This is a genomic window from Sphingobium tyrosinilyticum, from assembly GCF_042654265.1.
Lineage (GTDB): Bacteria > Pseudomonadota > Alphaproteobacteria > Sphingomonadales > Sphingomonadaceae > Sphingobium > Sphingobium tyrosinilyticum.
Genome location: NZ_JBHSFZ010000064.1, coordinates 58161 through 74046 on the forward strand (window position 1 = coordinate 58161; position 15886 = coordinate 74046).

13 protein-coding genes are annotated in these 15886 nt (G+C 62.8%); 7 read left to right on the plus strand and 6 right to left on the minus strand.

Annotated features, from left to right (window positions below; genetic code table 11):
- Positions 1-30: 30 nt before the first annotated feature.
- Together gor and pgi are read right to left on the minus strand one after the other, a co-directional pair.
- Positions 31-1377: a glutathione-disulfide reductase gene (gene gor, locus ACFO3E_RS17775; protein ID WP_380806837.1), complete on the minus strand. Its 1347-nt coding sequence runs from the start codon at positions 1375-1377 to the stop codon at positions 31-33.
- Between the two features lie 94 nt (positions 1378-1471).
- Entirely contained in the window at positions 1472-2977 is a 1506-nt protein-coding gene (pgi, locus tag ACFO3E_RS17780; protein ID WP_066523790.1) for a glucose-6-phosphate isomerase, read from the minus strand.
- A gap of 179 nt (positions 2978-3156) precedes the next feature.
- On the opposite strand from pgi, the gene lepB reads away from it, so the two are divergent.
- The 3 genes from lepB to era all read left to right on the plus strand — a co-directional run bounded on the left by lepB (position 3157) and on the right by era (position 5631).
- Entirely contained in the window at positions 3157-3981 is an 825-nt protein-coding gene (lepB, locus tag ACFO3E_RS17785) for a signal peptidase I (protein ID WP_066523789.1), read from the plus strand.
- Positions 3978-4649 carry a ribonuclease III gene (gene rnc / locus ACFO3E_RS17790; RefSeq protein ID WP_082919517.1) on the plus strand — a complete coding sequence of 224 codons (672 nt, stop codon included), beginning with the start codon at positions 3978-3980 and terminating at the stop codon, positions 4647-4649. The genes lepB and rnc overlap by 4 nt, the downstream gene beginning before the upstream one ends.
- A gap of 73 nt (positions 4650-4722) precedes the next feature.
- The gene (gene era, locus ACFO3E_RS17795) at positions 4723-5631 is read left to right on the plus strand and encodes a GTPase Era (protein ID WP_066523787.1); all 909 of its coding nucleotides are present in this window, start codon (positions 4723-4725) and stop codon (positions 5629-5631) included.
- Between the two features lie 143 nt (positions 5632-5774).
- On the opposite strand, the gene topA is transcribed toward era, so the two are convergent.
- The 4 genes from topA to ACFO3E_RS17815 form a co-directional block, all read right to left on the minus strand.
- Entirely contained in the window at positions 5775-8324 is a 2550-nt protein-coding gene (gene topA, locus ACFO3E_RS17800; RefSeq protein ID WP_380806840.1) for a type I DNA topoisomerase, read from the minus strand.
- Between the two features lie 74 nt (positions 8325-8398).
- Complete coding sequence (gene dprA / locus ACFO3E_RS17805; RefSeq protein ID WP_380806842.1) at positions 8399-9481, minus strand: DNA-processing protein DprA; 1083 nt, start codon at positions 9479-9481, stop codon at positions 8399-8401.
- Positions 9478-10077 carry a glycerol-3-phosphate 1-O-acyltransferase PlsY gene (plsY, locus tag ACFO3E_RS17810; protein WP_066523781.1) on the minus strand — a complete coding sequence of 200 codons (600 nt, stop codon included), beginning with the start codon at positions 10075-10077 and terminating at the stop codon, positions 9478-9480. Before plsY ends, dprA begins: the two co-directional genes overlap by 4 nt.
- Positions 10078-10244: 167 nt before the next feature.
- Positions 10245-10406: a hypothetical protein gene (locus tag ACFO3E_RS17815; RefSeq protein WP_225870611.1), complete on the minus strand. Its 162-nt coding sequence runs from the start codon at positions 10404-10406 to the stop codon at positions 10245-10247.
- Positions 10407-10706: 300 nt separating this feature from the next.
- On the opposite strand from ACFO3E_RS17815, the gene murI reads away from it, so the two are divergent.
- The 4 genes from murI (at position 10707) to ACFO3E_RS17835 (ending at position 15883) form a co-directional block, all read left to right on the plus strand.
- Positions 10707-11510, plus strand: a complete 804-nt coding sequence (gene murI, locus ACFO3E_RS17820) for a glutamate racemase (protein WP_066523779.1) — start codon at positions 10707-10709, stop codon at positions 11508-11510.
- A gap of 152 nt (positions 11511-11662) precedes the next feature.
- Positions 11663-12883, plus strand: coding sequence for a 5-aminolevulinate synthase (gene hemA, locus ACFO3E_RS17825; RefSeq protein WP_066523777.1), 1221 nt, complete (start codon positions 11663-11665; stop codon positions 12881-12883).
- 320 nt (positions 12884-13203) lie between these two features.
- Complete coding sequence (locus ACFO3E_RS17830; RefSeq protein WP_066523775.1) at positions 13204-14196, plus strand: ligase-associated DNA damage response exonuclease; 993 nt, start codon at positions 13204-13206, stop codon at positions 14194-14196.
- 103 nt (positions 14197-14299) lie between these two features.
- A complete protein-coding gene (locus ACFO3E_RS17835; protein WP_380806847.1) occupies positions 14300-15883 on the plus strand; it encodes a cisplatin damage response ATP-dependent DNA ligase in 1584 nt (527 codons plus the stop codon).
- Positions 15884-15886: the final 3 nt, after the last annotated feature.

Sequence of the window (15886 nt, forward strand, 5' to 3'; positions counted from 1 at the left end):
TCCTTCGTATCGACCGAACGGACCTTGGCATCACTTCAACAACACCAGCTCTTCCGCCATGCTGGGATGCAGCGCAACCGTGTCGTCAAACTGCTGCTTGGTGAGCCCTGCCTTCACCGCGATCGCTGCAGCCTGCAGAATCTCTGGCGCATCCGGCCCGATCATGTGCAGTCCCACCACCCGATTGGTCGTCGCATCCACCACCATCTTGTAAAGCGCCCGCTCCTCTCGCCCGGCCAGCACATTCTTCATCGGGCGGAAGTCGGATGTATAGACCTTGACGGTACCCAGCTTGTTCTTCGCCTGCGCCTCGGTCAGGCCAACGCCAGCCAGCGGCGGGTGGCTGAACACGGCGGAAGGCACGCAGTCATAATCCACGGTCCGCGGATTGTCGCCAAACACCGTGTCGGCGAAAGCATGGCCCTCACGGATGGCGACAGGCGTCAGTTGCAAGCGATTGGTGACGTCGCCCACCGCATAGATGCTCTCGCAACTGGTCCGGCTATAGTCATCAACTTTGATCGCACCCTTGTCGTCCAACTCGACGCCCGCACTCTCCAGACCCAGCCCCTCGACATGAGGCTGGCGGCCGGTCGCGAACATGATCGTGTCGCAGGGGATAGGATCGCCATTGCTGAAATGCATGCACAGCGTCCCGTCTTCATTCTTCTCGATCCGCTCCATCTTCGCGTTGAAGCGGAAAACGATGCCCTTCATCGTCGAAATCTGCATCAGCCGGTCGCGGATCTGCTCATCATAGCCGCGTAGCAAAGTGGCCGATCGGTTTACGATCGTCACATGGCTACCGAATTCGTTGAATATCCCCGCAAATTCATTGGCGATATAGCCGCCGCCGACGATGATGATCCGCTTGGGCGCGTCCTCGAGGTGGAAGGCTTCGTTGGACGTGATGCCATGCTCGGCCCCTTCGATCTCAGGAAGGGCCGGCCATGCGCCGGTGGCGATGAGGATATATTTGGCGCTCACCTCCCGTCCGCTCGACAGCTTCACACTATGCGGCCCGGTGATGGTCGCCCGTTCAGAAATCAACTCAACCTTATGGCTGGAAAGCGTGTTCTTATAGAGCCCCTCCAGCCGATCGACATCGGCCAGCACATTGTCGCGCAGCACTTTCCATTCGAAATCGCAGTCCGGCACATTCCAGCCGAACCGCCGCGCATCTTTCAGGTCCTCCGCGAAATGCGCGCCATAGATGAGCAACTTCTTGGGCACGCATCCGCGAATGACGCAGGTGCCCCCGACCCGATATTCCTCCGCGACCGCAACCTTCGCCCCATGCGCCGCCGCCACACGCGAGGCGCGAACGCCTCCCGATCCCGCACCGATGACAAAAAGGTCGAAATCATAGTCGCTCATGCCGGTCTCCCTGTGGATGTGGCGCGATATGGCGGGAGACTGGCCGAGATACAATCACCTTGGCCCTTCCGTGGAGAGGAGGACTAGCTCTGAGTCAAACCACACCCAGCGCCAAATCGATCAACGCCATCGTCGAAGGATCGAACCCCTTCGCGCCTTCCGTCTCGATCGACTTCGCAATCTCCTTGCCCAGTTCGACGCCGAACTGGTCGAAGGGGTTGATCCCCATCAGCACGGCATTGGCGAAGGTCCGATGCTCGTAAAAGGCAATGAGCGCCCCCAGGGCATCAGGCGTCACGTCATTCAGCAGGATTGTCGTAGAAGGCCGATTACCCGGATAGGCCCGCGCTGGATCAGCCTCATTCTCCTTGCCCCGCATCAGCGCCGCACCCTGGGCAAAGCAATTCACCAGCAGCGCCCGGTGATGCGCCGGGTCGAGCGCATGCCCCGGCTCGATCGAAGCGACGAACTCCACCGGCGTCAGGATCGTGCCTTGGTGCAGCAGCTGGAACACGGCATGTTGCGCGTCCGTGCCGACGCCACCCCAGGTGATCGGCGCGGTAGGCCCGTCCACCGGCTTTCCGTCCCGCGTCACGCTCTTGCCGTTGCTCTCCATCTCCAGTTGTTGAAGGTAGGAGGGGAGCAGCCTCAACCGCTCGTCATAGGCGAACAGCGCCCGCGTCTGGCACCCAAGCACTCGCGTATAATATTGATCGACAAAGGCCGCGATCAGCGGCGCATTCTGCGCCGGATCGGACAGGCGGAAATGCCGATCCATCGCCGCCGCGCCCTCCAGCAGGCTTTCGAACGCGTCCCAGCCAAGCGCCAGCGCCGCCGGAAAACCGATAGAGGACCAAAGCGAATAGCGACCGCCGACGCTTTCGGCGAACGGCAGGATGCGGGTCTCATCGACGCCCCATTCGATCGCCTTGTCCGGGCTGGCTGTCAGCGCGATGACCTTGCCATAGGGGTCTTCAACGCCCGCCTCGACCAGCCAATTGATCGCGCTCGCGGCGTTCAGCATCGTTTCGGTCGTGGTGAATGTTTTCGACGCCACCGCGATCAGCGTGGCTTCAGGGTCGAAGCGCGAAATAGCTCGCTCCAGCGCCGTGCCATCAACGTTCGACACGATCGCGACATCATAGCGCGCGCCGTTGCCTTCCAGCGCATCGACGATCAGGTCCGGGCCAAGCGCCGAACCGCCGATGCCGATATGCAATATATGCCGGATCGGCCCCAGCGCCTCGCCCTCAATAGCATCGATCAGCGCGCGCATCCGGGCGTGCAGCATCTTGGCGCGCGACACGCTTTCCGCATTGCCCTCCCCGCGCTCGGCGGGATGTTCAGCGGCGCGCCCTTCACTGCCGTTTATGGGCTCGCCCGCGAAAAAGGCGTCGCGCCACCTGGCGAAATCCATGTCCTTCGCCAGTTCGAGGAACGCGTCGAGCGTTTCGCTCGTCAGATGGGTCTTGGACCAATCAAAACGAAGCGGCCCCTGCGTAAGCGTGAACTTGCTCAGCCGATTGGGGTCCGCCGCGAAGACGGACTTTAATTCGGGCTGCGGGAGGGCGGCGATTGCCTCCAGTGCAGGGCTGGACATGAAAGGGTAAATCCTCTTTTCCGTTGATCGATACCGACGCTGCACCTGTCGATTCTTCTTCCTCTTACTCAAGCGTAACGGCCAATGCACCGGGCCACGCGCTTGACGGCAGGTTTCCAACGCAGCAAAAGCCGCAGCGGCCTGTTTTCAAGGCAAATTGAAGGACTAGACGAGCAGGCATGTGCGCAAAATCCGAAACGCGGGACTTCATCTGGTTCCTCGCAAAGCTGGCGGTCTTCGTCTTCATTCTGCGCAGCTTCATCGTCTCTCCGTTCAATATTCCGTCCGAATCGATGCAGCCGCGCCTGCTGATCGGCGATTATCTGCTCGTCGCGAAATGGCCCTATGGCTACTCGCGCTACTCCCTGCCCTTCAATCTGCCGCTCATTCCTGGCCGCATCCTCGCGTCCACGCCGCAGCGCGGGGACGTTGTCGTGTTCAAGGCGCCGCCAAGCCAGAAGAATGACTATATCAAGCGCGTGATCGGCTTGCCCGGCGACATGATCTCCGTGCGCGGTGGCACCGTCTATCTGAACGGTCAGGCGATTCCCAAGCAGCGTGTCGCCGATTTGGTCATCCCGGTGACCCCTAACATGCTGGACGCCGCTGCCAAGGAGGGCAGCCCATCCCCCTGCTATCGCCCGAAATTCGAGGAGGATGCGCCAGCCGGCGGTCGTCAGTGCCGCTATCCGCAATATCGCGAAACCCTGCCTGGCGGCAAAAGCTACAATGTCCTTGATCTTGTGCAGGATGGCGCCGCAGACGACCGCGACACGGTACTGGTGCCCGAAGGCCATCTCTTCATGATGGGCGACAATCGGGACCGCAGCGCCGACAGCCGCTTTCCCGCAGTCGAAGGCGGCGGCATCGGCCTGGTGCCGGAGGAAAATCTGGTGGGCAAGGCCATGATATCAGTCTTCTCCACCGATGGCAGCGCCAATTGGCTGCTTCCCTGGACCTGGTTCACCGCCGCACGCTGGGACCGCATTGGGGAAGGCTTTTGAGCAAGCCCGACACGGCTGGCTGGCTCGCCGCATTGATCGGGCGAGCGCCGAAGGACGCCGTGCCTTTTCTGCAGGCGCTGACCCATGGCAGCGCGAACGCCGTCAATTATGAACGGTTGGAATTTCTAGGAGACCGGGTGCTCGGGCTGGTGATGGCCGAGTGGGTCTATGACCGTTTCGCCGGGGAACCGGAGGGCAAGCTTTCCCGACGCTTCAACGCGCTTGTGTCCGGCGAAACCTGCGCCGATGTCGCAAGGGCTGTGGGCGTTCCCGCGCATCTTGTCCTTGGCAAACAAGCACGCGATGATGGCGCGGCTGACAGCGACAATGTGCTTGGCGACGTGATGGAGGCGCTGATCGGCGCACTGTATCTTGAAGCCGGGCTGGACGACGCCCGCGCGCTCGTCCGCCGCCTTTGGAGCAGCCGCGTGGATACGCAGGAAAGCGCGCCCAAGCACCCCAAGTCCGCACTGCAGGAATGGGCCGCCGCCAACCGCCGCAAACCGCCCGAATATGCCATGACCGATCGCTCCGGTCCTCACCATGCGCTGAAGTTCACGGTGACGGTGTCGATCAAGGGCGCTGGCGAAGCGAGCGCCACCGGGGGGTCCAAGCAAGAGGCGGAGACGGCCGCGGCCAAGGCGCTGCTGGATAAGTTGGCCAACTGAGCCTGTCGCCTGAACTTATTTTGGATTAGGAAGGAAGTCCCTCCGACAGCGGCAGGGGTGAACGGAGTTTTGTTTGACGATTGATCTTGAATCCCAACGCTGCGGAGTTGTCGCCATCGTCGGCGCGCCAAATGCGGGCAAATCCACACTGGTGAACGCGCTGGTCGGCCAGAAGGTCGCTATCACCAGTCCCAAGGCGCAGACCACCCGAACCCGCGTCATGGGCGTCGCGATTGAAGGCGACGCACAGATCGTCCTTGTGGATACCCCTGGCATCTTCCAGCCCAAGCGCCGCCTCGACCGCGCCATGGTGCAGGCCGCATGGGGCGGCGCGCAGGGCGCGGACCTCATCGCGCTGATCGTTGACGGCAAGGCGGGCCTCGGCCCCAAGATCGAACCGATCGTCGAGGCGCTTGCACATCGGCCGGAGCGCAAGTGGCTGATCCTCAACAAGGTGGACATTGCGATCAAGGAAAAGCTGCTGGTTCATACCCAAAGGCTGTACGAGCGGATCGGTTTCGAGGAGACCTTCTTCATTTCCGCCGCCACCGGGGATGGCCTTGCGGAACTCAAAACCGCCTTCGCCAAGGCCATGCCCGAAGGTCCGTGGCACTTCCCGGAAGATCAGGTTTCCGACGCCACCGACCGCATGCTGGCCGCCGAAATCACTCGCGAACAGCTCTATCACCAGCTTCACGCCGAGCTACCCTATGCCGCAGCCGTGGACACGGAAAAATATAGCGAGCGCGAGGACGGCTCGGTGGAAATCCACCAGCAGATATTGGTCGGCCGTTCCAGCCAGCGCGCCATCGTGCTCGGCAAGGGCGGCCAGCGCCTCAAGGAAATAGGTTCAAAGGCCCGTGCCGAGTTGGCGAGCCTGCTCGGGGTCAAGGTCCACCTCTACCTCCACGTCAAGGTGAAGGAAGATTGGGAAGACGACCGATTTATCTACCGGGACATCGGCCTGGATTGGGTGGAGTAAAGAACCCGTCGCCATTCAAGCCGACCCGACCCCGTTCGGGCTGAGCCTGTCGAAGCCCTGCTTCTCTTCGAAGATAAGGCAAGCCCTTCGACATTTGAGCGAGGCAAGCGCCTCGCTCAAACAGGACGAACGGAGGTCGTTAACTACTCCGCCGCCGCCTTCTTCTTGGCCGGCGCCTTCTTGGCAGCAGGCTTCTTCGCAGCCGCCTTTTTCGCCGGAGCCTTCTTCCCCTTCTTCGCAGGCGCCGCCGCAGCGCGCGCATCGATCAGTTGCGCCGCTTCCTCCAATGTCAACGCATCCTGCTCAACCGCCTTGGGCAGCGTGGCATTGGTCGTGCCATCGGTGACATAAGGCCCATAGCGCCCCGCCATCAGCTTGATCTCGGCCTCGGTGCGCGGGTGCTTGCCGAGCACCTTGAGCGGCTCCCGCGACGCTCCGCCACGGCCGCCCTTGTTCGCCGCATCGGCCAGCTTGGCGACGGCGCTGTTCATGCCGACTTCGAATATCTCGGCAGTCGATGACAGCCGCCCATATTTGCCGTCATGCAGCAGGTAGGGACCAAAGCGCCCGATATTGGCGACGATCGGCTTCCCCGTCTCGGGATGAAGCCCGACCTCGCGCGGCAGGCTTAAGAGCTTCACCGCCCAATCCAGCGTCATCTCGCCATCTGGCAGGTCCTTGGGGATCGATCCGCGCTTCGCTTCCTTACCCTCGCCCATCTCGATATAGGGTCCAAAGCGCCCGGATTTCTTGACGATATCCTGCCCCGTCTCGGGATGCTGGCCCAGCACCTCGGGTCCCGTATCTTCGCCTTCCTTGCCGCCCGGCTGGCCGAACTTCCGCGTATATTTGCACTCCGGATAGTTGGAGCAGGCGATGAACGCCCCAAAACGCCCGCCGCGCAGCGACAGCTGCCCATCGCCGCACATCGGACAAGCGCGGGGATTGGACCCATCCGCCTTGGGCGGGAAGAGCATCGGCTCAAGGAACTTGTCCAGTTCAGCCGTGATGTCCGAAGGCTTCTGCTCCATCACTTCGGCGGTCTTGGGCTTGAAGTCTTTCCAGAAGGCTTCCAGCACCGCCTGCCACTGGGCACGACCGCCGGAAATATCGTCCAGTTCATCCTCCAGCCCCGCAGTGAAGTCGTAGGACACATAGCGTTCGAAGAAGCGTTCGAGGAAGGCCGTCACCAGCCGCCCGCTCTCCTCGGCGAAGAAGCGGTTCTTCTCGATCCGCACATAGTCGCGGTCCTTCAGCACCTGCAGCGTAGAGGCATAGGTCGACGGACGCCCGATCCCCAATTCCTCCAGCTTCTTGACCAGTGAAGCTTCCGAATAACGCGGCGGGGGCTGGGTGAAATGCTGCTCGGCCGTCACCTTCTTCTTGGCCGGCGCATCGCCTTCCGCCATGCGCGGCAACAGCTTGGAGTCATCATCCTCGCTGTCGTCCCGCCCCTCTTCATAAAGCGCCAGGAAACCTGGGAAGATCACCACCTGCCCGGTCGCGCGCAACGCATGCTGGCCTGTGCCATCCACCAGGTCGATTGTCGTCCGCTCCAGCCGTGCCGAGGCCATCTGGCTCGCCAGAGCCCGCTTGAAGATCAGGTCGTAAAGCCGCGCATGATCGCCGCTGCCAACCTTGTCCCGCCCGAACTCGGTCGGACGAATGGCCTCATGCGCTTCCTGCGCATTCTTGGCCTTGGTCTGATATTGACGCGGCTTTTCCGGCAGATAACCACCGTCATAGCGCTCGGCGATCGCCTTGCGCGCGGCAGAAATGGCGCTCCCGTCCATCTGCACGCCGTCTGTACGCATATAGGTGATCGCGCCGTCCTCGTAGAGCTGCTGCGCGATCCGCATCGTATGGCTGGCCGAGAAGCCGAGTTTGCGCGCAGCCTCCTGCTGCAGGGTCGAGGTCGTGAACGGCGGCGGAGGGTTGCGCGAAACCGGCTTCGTCTCGACCTTCTCGACGGTAAAACGCCCGGCCTCCACATCCGCCTTCGCGGCCATGGCATCGCCTTCCTTGCCGATGGTCAGCCGGTCGATCTTCTCGCCCTTCCAGCGCACCAGCCGCGCGGTGAAGCCCTGCCCCCCCTGCTCCATCTCGGCCGCGACCGACCAATATTCCTGGGCGACGAAACTCTCGATCTCGCGCTCCCGCTCGACCACCAGCCGCAGCGCAACCGACTGCACGCGCCCCGCCGACTTGGCGCCTGGCAGCTTGCGCCACAGAACCGGCGACAGCGTGAAGCCCACCAGATAGTCCAGCGCTCGCCGCGCCCGATAGGCGTCGATCAAATCCTCGTCCAGTGCACGCGGCTTGGCCATGGCGTCCAGGACCGCGGCCTTGGTGATCGCATTGAACGTCACCCGATCCACGGTCTGCGGCAAAGCCTTCTTGGCGCGCAGCACTTCCTGCACATGCCAGCTGATCGCTTCTCCTTCGCGATCAGGGTCAGTCGCCAGGATCAGGCGCGTCGCCTTCTTGGCCTCATCGGTAATGGCCTTGAGCTGCTTGCCCTTGTCGCCATAATTTTCCCAACTCATGGCGAAACCATGATCCGGGTCCACCGATCCGTCCTTGGCAGGCAGATCGCGGATATGACCATAGCTGGCCAGAACGTGGAAATCCCCGCCCAGATATTTCTCGATTGTCTTCGCCTTGGCAGGCGACTCAACGATGACAAGCTGCATTCAAGCCCCGGTTTTTGAGTTCTCTCACGTACACGCGCGAGTCTGGAAGGCGGCGACGCCCCGCGTCAAGACCATCACGACAGGCTCACCCTTCCGCCTGCATGGCGTTCGAGACGGCCTGCAAGTTCCAGCTCCAGCAACACCGTCTGCACGATAGCGGGGCTGAAGGCGGACAGGCGAATAATCTCGTCCACGGGCACCGGCGCATGACCCAGCAGGCCCAGCACAGCCTCCCGCTCACGCCCCGCCACATCGGACGAAACCGGTTCGCCAGCAAAATCCAGTGACCCCTGCCGCACCATCCGGCTGTCGATCCCACCGATCGCCTCGATCACATCATTGCCATTTTGCACCAAAGTGGCGCCTTCGCGAATGAGCTGGTTGCATCCCTGCGCGCGCGGATCGGCGGGCGATCCGGGCACGGCCATCACCTCGCGCCCCGCTTCCACCGCCAACCGCGCAGTAATCAATGATCCGGATCGCGGCGCGGCCTCCACCACCCCGGTTCCTGCAGCCAGCCCCGCAATGATCCGGTTACGCGCCGGAAAGTGCCGGGCGAGCGGCTGTGTGCCTGGAGGATGCTCCGTCACCAGCAGGCCTTCGGTCGCCACCTGTTCCTGCAGATCGCCATTTTCCGGCGGAAACACCACGTCCAAACCGCAGGCGATGACCGCGATGGTTCCGGTCACGACTGATCCCTGATGCGCAGCCGTATCGATCCCCCGCGCCAACCCGGACACCACGACCGCGCCTTGCTGACCCAATTCCTGCGCCAGGCTGCGGGCAAATCGGCAAGCGGCGGCAGATGCATTGCGCGCGCCTACCATCGCGACGCATTGCCGCGCCGCCAACGTCGCGTCCCCCCGCACGATCAGCGCTGGAGGTGCCCCATCCATCTGTTCCAGCAGAAAGGGATAGTCTTTATCGCCCATCAGCAGATAGCGGGCGCCCAGAGCCTTGCTGCGCGCAATCTCCTGCTCCACGGCACCAGCATCAGCCACTTTCGCTTTGCCCCCGCCGCGCGCGGCCAGCTGCGGCACTGCCTGCAACGCATCGCCCGCCTTGCCGAAACGCGCCATCAACTGCCGGAATGTGACCGGACCGATGCGAGGCGAACGGATCAGGCGCAGGCGATCGAACCGCTCCTGCTCACTCACCCTTTCGCCGCTCCGATCTTGGGTTCTGTTCCCTTGGCGAGCCGCGAGATATTCGCCCGGTGCCGCCACAGCAGGATCAACGCCAGCCCCAGCGTCACGGGCACCAGGTCGATCCGGCCCATGAACCATAAGGCGACTGGCGCACTGATCCCCGCCGCCATGCCGCCGACCGATGACCATTTCGTCCCGAACAGCGCCCCTAGCCAAACCACGGCATAGACAATCCCGGCAGGCCAATGCAGCGCCGTAACGACGCCCATCATCGTCGCCACGCCCTTGCCCCCTGCAAAGCGCAGCCAGATAGGATAGCAATGGCCAATAAAGGCCATCGCGCCCGCCATCGGCCCGGCGCCATCGACCAGCGCCGCGCCGATCAGCACCGCCGCCACGCCCTTCAGCAGGTCGAGCAGGAGCGTCGCCGCCGCCAACCCCTTCCGCCCCGTCCGCAGCACATTGGTCGCGCCGATATTCCCTGATCCGATCTGGCGCAGGTCGCCCGCACCGGTGAAGCGCGTCAGCAGCAGCCCGAAGGGGATCGAGCCCAGCAGATAGGAAATCAGCAGGACGAAAGCGGGGAGTAGCCAGGGAGGGTTCATGATCTCGCCGAAATGAATTGCGGCGCGACCATAGCGTTCCGGCGGTCAGGGGCAATGCCAAAGGCGAAAGCCTCGTTACGTCCGCGACACCCAAAGTCTTGCCTGTTGCCGTGCGCCCTCACCCCGGTATAACCCAAGGATAGAAATGGTCGCCCGCTCAAAAGTGCTCAAGAATGAGAGACAATAAGGATTCCGCTGTTGAGCATAAGCGCGCGGATGAACGCCAGCGCCGCCTGCTCAAAGCGCACATGATTCATCCCCGTCACGGCAAAATCGATATCGTCATCCGCGACGTTTCCGTTCAGGGAATCGGCGGCAAATGCGATCACGGTCTTATCGCAGGTGAGGCCGTCACCATTTGCCTACCCGCCCATGCCCCGGTCCCAGGCCAGGTCGCATGGTGTGCGAGGCGCGCGTTCGGCGTCCGGTTGGACGATCGCATCGATCCTGTCGTGGTCCGCAGTTCATCCGAGTCCGCGAATCAACCTTATCAGGCCCCAGAACGCGCTCAGCCTGCGGGCGATTTTAAGCGCCCCGGGTTCGGGCGGAACAGGAGGAGCTAACCCGACCACGTGCGGCCAAGGCCCTGTTGACAGCCTTCCCTCCTATCGCGACATGTGTGCCCCATAATGAAAGTCGCTCCAACCGCTCCCCTGCTCTTCTTTGATTCCGGCGTAGGCGGGCTCTCCATCCTCGCCCCGACCCGGGCAGCGCTGCCGAACGCCCCTATCATCTATGCGGCTGACAGCGCGGGTTTCCCATACGGTACCAAGAGCGAGGCGGAGATCGCCGCCCGCGTCCCAGCGCTGCTCGGCCGCCTGGTCGAGCGCTATCGCCCGCGGCTTGCCGTCATTGCCTGCAACACGGCCTCCACCATCGCGCTGTCCGCCGTGCGAGCCGCGCTCGACATCCCGGTCGTCGGCACCGTTCCTGCGATCAAGCCTGCGGCTCTTCTGTCCAAAAGCCGCGTCTTCGGCGTCCTGGGCACCGATGCGACCGTCCGGCAGCCCTATGTGGACCGCCTCACCGCCGAATTTGGCGCGGACTGCACTGTTCTACGCCACGGTTCCGCCGCCTTGGTTCAACTGGCCGAAGCCAAGCTGCGCGGCGAACCGCTAGACCCAAATATTGCCCGAGACGCCCTTGCCGGTCTAATAGACCAGCCCGGCGGCAAGCGCATGGATACGGTCGTGCTTGCCTGCACCCATTTCCCGCTGGTGGAAGCCGAATTGGCCGCAGCCGCGCCGCAGCCGCTCACTTTCGTGCATGGTGGCGAAGGCATCGCCCGGCGCATCGCCTATTTGACTCAGGGGCAGGAATGGCCTGCGTCACGTCCGTCCGGCAAAGCCGTTTTCACGCGTTTGGACAACAGCGTAGCGTCGCTTGCCCCGGCCCTCGCCGAACTTGGCCTCACCCAGATGGAGCCGCTGTGACAGGGTAGGACCTTTAGTCCACTCCCAATTTCATCTATCATTGTGATAGGTATATCTCCCTGGCGCTGCGAACGGTTATCGCTGGTAATAGCGGGCCGCAGCAGGTAAACGCACCGCCGGAAGGATGCGGGCCACAAGGGACTGGGCGTTACGTGAACTACAAGCATATCTTCGCGCAAGCGATCGACCGGCTTCACAGCGAAGGTCGCTATCGCGTGTTCATCGATATCCTTCGGAACAAGGGCGCCTTTCCCAATGCGCGCTGCTTCCACGGCCATAATGGTCCAAAGCCGATCACCGTCTGGTGCTCCAACGACTATCTTGCCATGGGCCAGCATCCCAAGGTGGTGGCGGCTATGGAAGAGGCGCTGCACGATGTCGGCGCAGGCTCGGGCGGCACCCGGAATATCGGCGGCAACACCCATTATCACGTCGATCTGGAATCCGAATTGGCCAGCCTCCATGGCAAGGAAGCGGCGCTGCTCTTCACCTCGGGCTACGTCTCGAACGAAGCGACGCTCGCCACCCTCGCCAAACTGCTGCCTGGCTGCATCGTCTTTTCCGACGAGCTCAACCATGCCTCGATGATCGCGGGCATCCGCAATTCGGGCTGCGAAAAGCGTGTCTTCCGCCACAATGACGTTGAACATCTGCGCGAACTGCTCGCCGCCGAAGATCCCGACGCGCCCAAGCTGATCGCTTTCGAAAGCGTTTATTCGATGGATGGCGACGTCGCTCCCATCGCCGCGATCTGCGACCTCGCCGACGAATTCAACGCGCTGACCTATCTCGACGAGGTTCATGCGGTCGGCATGTATGGCGCCCATGGCGGCGGCATTTCCGAACGGGATGAAGTCGCAGACCGCCTCACAATCATCGAAGGTACGCTGGGCAAGGCATTCGGCGTGATGGGCGGCTACATCGCAGCCGACCAGATGATCGTGGATGTCATCCGCAGCTATGCGCCCGGCTTTATCTTCACGACTTCGCTCTCGCCCGTGCTCGTCGCAGGCGTCCTCGCCAGCGTCCGCCATCTCAAACAGTCGAACGAGGAACGCGAAGGTCAGCAAGCCGCCGCCGCAACCCTTAAGCGCTTGATGACCGAAGCGGGCCTGCCCGTCATGCCATCCGTCACGCACATCGTCCCGCTGATGGTCGGCGACCCGGTCAAGGCGAAGCGGATCAGCGATATTCTGCTCGCTGAATATGGCGCTTATGTGCAGCCGATCAATTATCCCACCGTCCCTCGCGGTACGGAGCGTCTGCGCTTCACGCCCGGCCCGGCGCACAGCGCCGAGATGATGCAGGACCTCGTTTCCGCGCTGGTCGAAATTTGGGATCGCCTGGAACTGGAAATCAAGAAGGCGGCTTGATGTCGTGATCCCAGCGCAAGCTGGGATTTTCTGACAACAGGTTAAGGCGCCTGAGATTCCAGCTTGCCTTAAGAAGGCCACGCTCGCCCTGATCACCGGCCTCCTCGCCCCGTAGCTGCGATAAGCTCCGGCAATTTCCCGTTTCGCCAAGTGCCGCAGCAGCGCGCGCATTAAATTCTGATCATCCGCCAAAGTCATAGCGCACCTCCTGCTGCCCGAGGGGCGCAAGTCCGTTGCCGGGCAAGCAGCGATGCAAGTGTGAAGCCCTTCCCGCCGCAGCCCTTGCGGAACCGTTACGGGCCATCCCATCTTTTTGTACCATGGCCCACTGGATCGAACCGCACCCGACCGGCATCTATGTCCGCCCCGCCGATGCGTGGATCGATCCTTCCGTTCCGCGCGAACGGGCGCTGGTGACCCATGGCCACGCCGACCACGCGCGGGGCGGCCACGGTCATGTCTGGGCGACGGAGGAAACCCTCGCCATCATGGCCCTTCGCTACGGCACGGCGTCCGGCACAGCCGTCCCTTATGGCGAAGATATCCGCATGAACGGCGTCACGATCAGCTACATACCGGCGGGCCATGTCCTGGGTTCTGCCCAAATCCTCCTCACCCACGCTGGCGAACGCGTGGTCGTAACCGGCGATTACAAACGCCGCCCCGATCCGACTTGCAAGCCCTTCGAACCCGTCCCCTGCGACATCTTCGTCACTGAAGCGACCTTCGGCCTTCCCGTCTTTCGCCACCCGGACACCGGCAGCGAAGTCGATCGCCTCCTCACAGCGCTTCATGCCAATCCCGATCGCTGCGTCCTCGTCGGCGCCTATGCGCTCGGCAAGGCTCAGCGCCTCATCTGCGAACTGCGCGCCAGGGGGCACCACGACCCGATCTACATCCATGGAGCCCTCGAACGGATGTGCGCCCTCTACGAGCAGTTCGGCGTCGCCATGGGAGACCTGCGTCCGGCCACGGGCCTCCCGGCAAAAGAGATGCGCGGCCGCATCATCGTTTCGCCGCCTTCCGCCCTCAACGACCGCTGGAGCCGCCGCTTGCCCGACCCGATAACCGCCATGGCGTCAGGCTGGATGCGCGTCCGCCAGCGGGCCCGCCAGCGCAATGTCGAACTGCCCTTGATCATTTCCGACCATGCGGACTGGGACGAACTGACCAGCACCATCCGCGAAGTCGCTCCCTCCGAAACCTGGATCACCCACGGCCGCGAGGAAGCCCTGCTCCACTGGTGCATGACCCACCAGATGCGCGCGAGAGCGCTGGAACTGGTGGGCCGCGAAGATGAGGATGAAGGGTAATGCCCAAGCCGATCCCCCTGCCTCCGTTCGGTTCGAGCATGTCGATAATTTGTGCGCAACTATTCTCGACAAGTTCGAACCGAACGGGGGAGGAGAAGGAAGGATGAGGCAATTCTCCCAACTCCTGGACGGCCTCGTCTATACCCGATCCCGCAACGGCAAGCTGGACCTCATCGCGTCCTACATGCGTCAGGCCCCCGACCCAGATCGCGGCTGGGCCCTTGCCGCCCTTACCGGCAATCTCGACATAAAGGCTGTCAAAGCCTCCACCATTGCAGAAATGACCCGTTCCCGCGTCGATCCGGTCCTGTTCGAAATGAGCCTCGACTATGTCGGCGACCTCGCCGAAACCGTCGCCCTCCTCTGGCCAAAGTCGGAAGATCAGCCGCAGGAAATAGACGACGGCTCCCTCACCCTATCCAGCATCATAGACCGCCTCCATGCCGTCAGCCGAGCCGCCGCGCCTGCGACCCTGGCGCAAATGATGGATCATCTCGACGCCTCCGGCCGCTTCGCCCTGCTGAAGCTCGCCACCGGCGGCCTGCGCGTCGGCATCTCCGCCCGACTTGCCAAGACCGGCTTCGCGCAAGCCTTCAAGCTCGACGTCGATGATGTGGAGGAATGTTGGCACGCGCTCGCCCCTCCCTATGCGGCACTCTTCGCATGGGCCGAAGGGAAAGCAGACCGGCCCGACCCAGCAGGCACGCCCTTCTTCCGCCCCTTCATGCTCGCCCACCCGCTGGAAGCTGAGCGCGTCGATCTCACCGACTATGCCGCCGAATGGAAATGGGACGGCATCCGCATCCAAATCGTCGGCACCGGCACGGAAACCCGCCTCTACAGCCGCGCCGGAGACGACATCACCGGCAGCTTTCCAGAGATCGCGCAAGCCTTCACCGCGCATGCAGTCCTCGACGGCGAACTGCTCGTCAAAGGCGAGTTTCAGGGCGGGGAAGCGGCGAGCTTCAACGCCCTCCAGCAACGCCTCGGCCGCAAGGCGGTGACGGCGAAGATGATGGACGAATATCCCGCCTTCGTCCGCCTCTACGACATATTGCTCGACGCCGACGAAGATCTTCGCACCCTCCCATGGGAACAGCGTCGCGGCGCCCTCGAAACAACCATCCCCAAACTCGATCCCCACCGCTTCGACATCTCCGCCCTGATCGAAGCCCCCGACTTCGAAACCCTCGCCGACATCCGCGCAGGCGCCCGCGACGCTGCCATCGAAGGCGTGATGCTCAAGCGCCGGGACAGCCCCTATGTCGCCGGGCGCAAGGCCGCGCTCTGGTACAAATGGAAACGCGATCCCCTGACCGCCGACTGCGTCATGATGTATGCCCAGCGCGGCCACGGCAAACGCTCATCCTTCTACTCGGACTACACCTTCGGCTGCTGGACGGAGGAAGGCGAATTGCTGCCCGTCGGCAAAGCCTATTCGGGCTTCACCGATGAGGAACTGAAATGGCTCGACCGCTTCGTGCGAGGGAATACGATCAACCGCTTCGGCCCGGTGCGCGAGGTCGAAAAGTCGCTGGTGCTGGAGGTCGCCTTCGACAGCATCCATGAAAGCAAGCGGCATAAGTCGGGGCTTGCGATGCGCTTTCCCCGCATCGCGCGGATACGCAGGGACAAGCCTGCGCAGGAGGCGGATACGGTGGCGGGGTTGCGGCGGTTGGTGAGTTGAAAG

Excerpts from the sequence above, each read along its gene's own strand:
- gor (WP_380806837.1), bottom strand. The coding sequence starts at position 1,377 with ATGAGCGACTATGATTTCGACCTTTTTGTCATCGGTGCGGGATCGGGA.
- pgi (WP_066523790.1), bottom strand. The coding sequence starts at position 2,977 with ATGTCCAGCCCTGCACTGGAGGCAATCGCCGCCCTCCCGCAGCCCGAA.
- lepB (WP_066523789.1), top strand. The coding sequence starts at position 3,157 with ATGTGCGCAAAATCCGAAACGCGGGACTTCATCTGGTTCCTCGCAAAG.
- topA (WP_380806840.1), bottom strand. The coding sequence starts at position 8,324 with ATGCAGCTTGTCATCGTTGAGTCGCCTGCCAAGGCGAAGACAATCGAG.
- plsY (WP_066523781.1), bottom strand. The coding sequence starts at position 10,077 with ATGAACCCTCCCTGGCTACTCCCCGCTTTCGTCCTGCTGATTTCCTAT.
- murI (WP_066523779.1), top strand. The coding sequence starts at position 10,707 with ATGAAAGTCGCTCCAACCGCTCCCCTGCTCTTCTTTGATTCCGGCGTA.
- ACFO3E_RS17830 (WP_066523775.1), top strand. The coding sequence starts at position 13,204 with ATGGCCCACTGGATCGAACCGCACCCGACCGGCATCTATGTCCGCCCC.
- ACFO3E_RS17835 (WP_380806847.1), top strand. The coding sequence starts at position 14,300 with ATGAGGCAATTCTCCCAACTCCTGGACGGCCTCGTCTATACCCGATCC.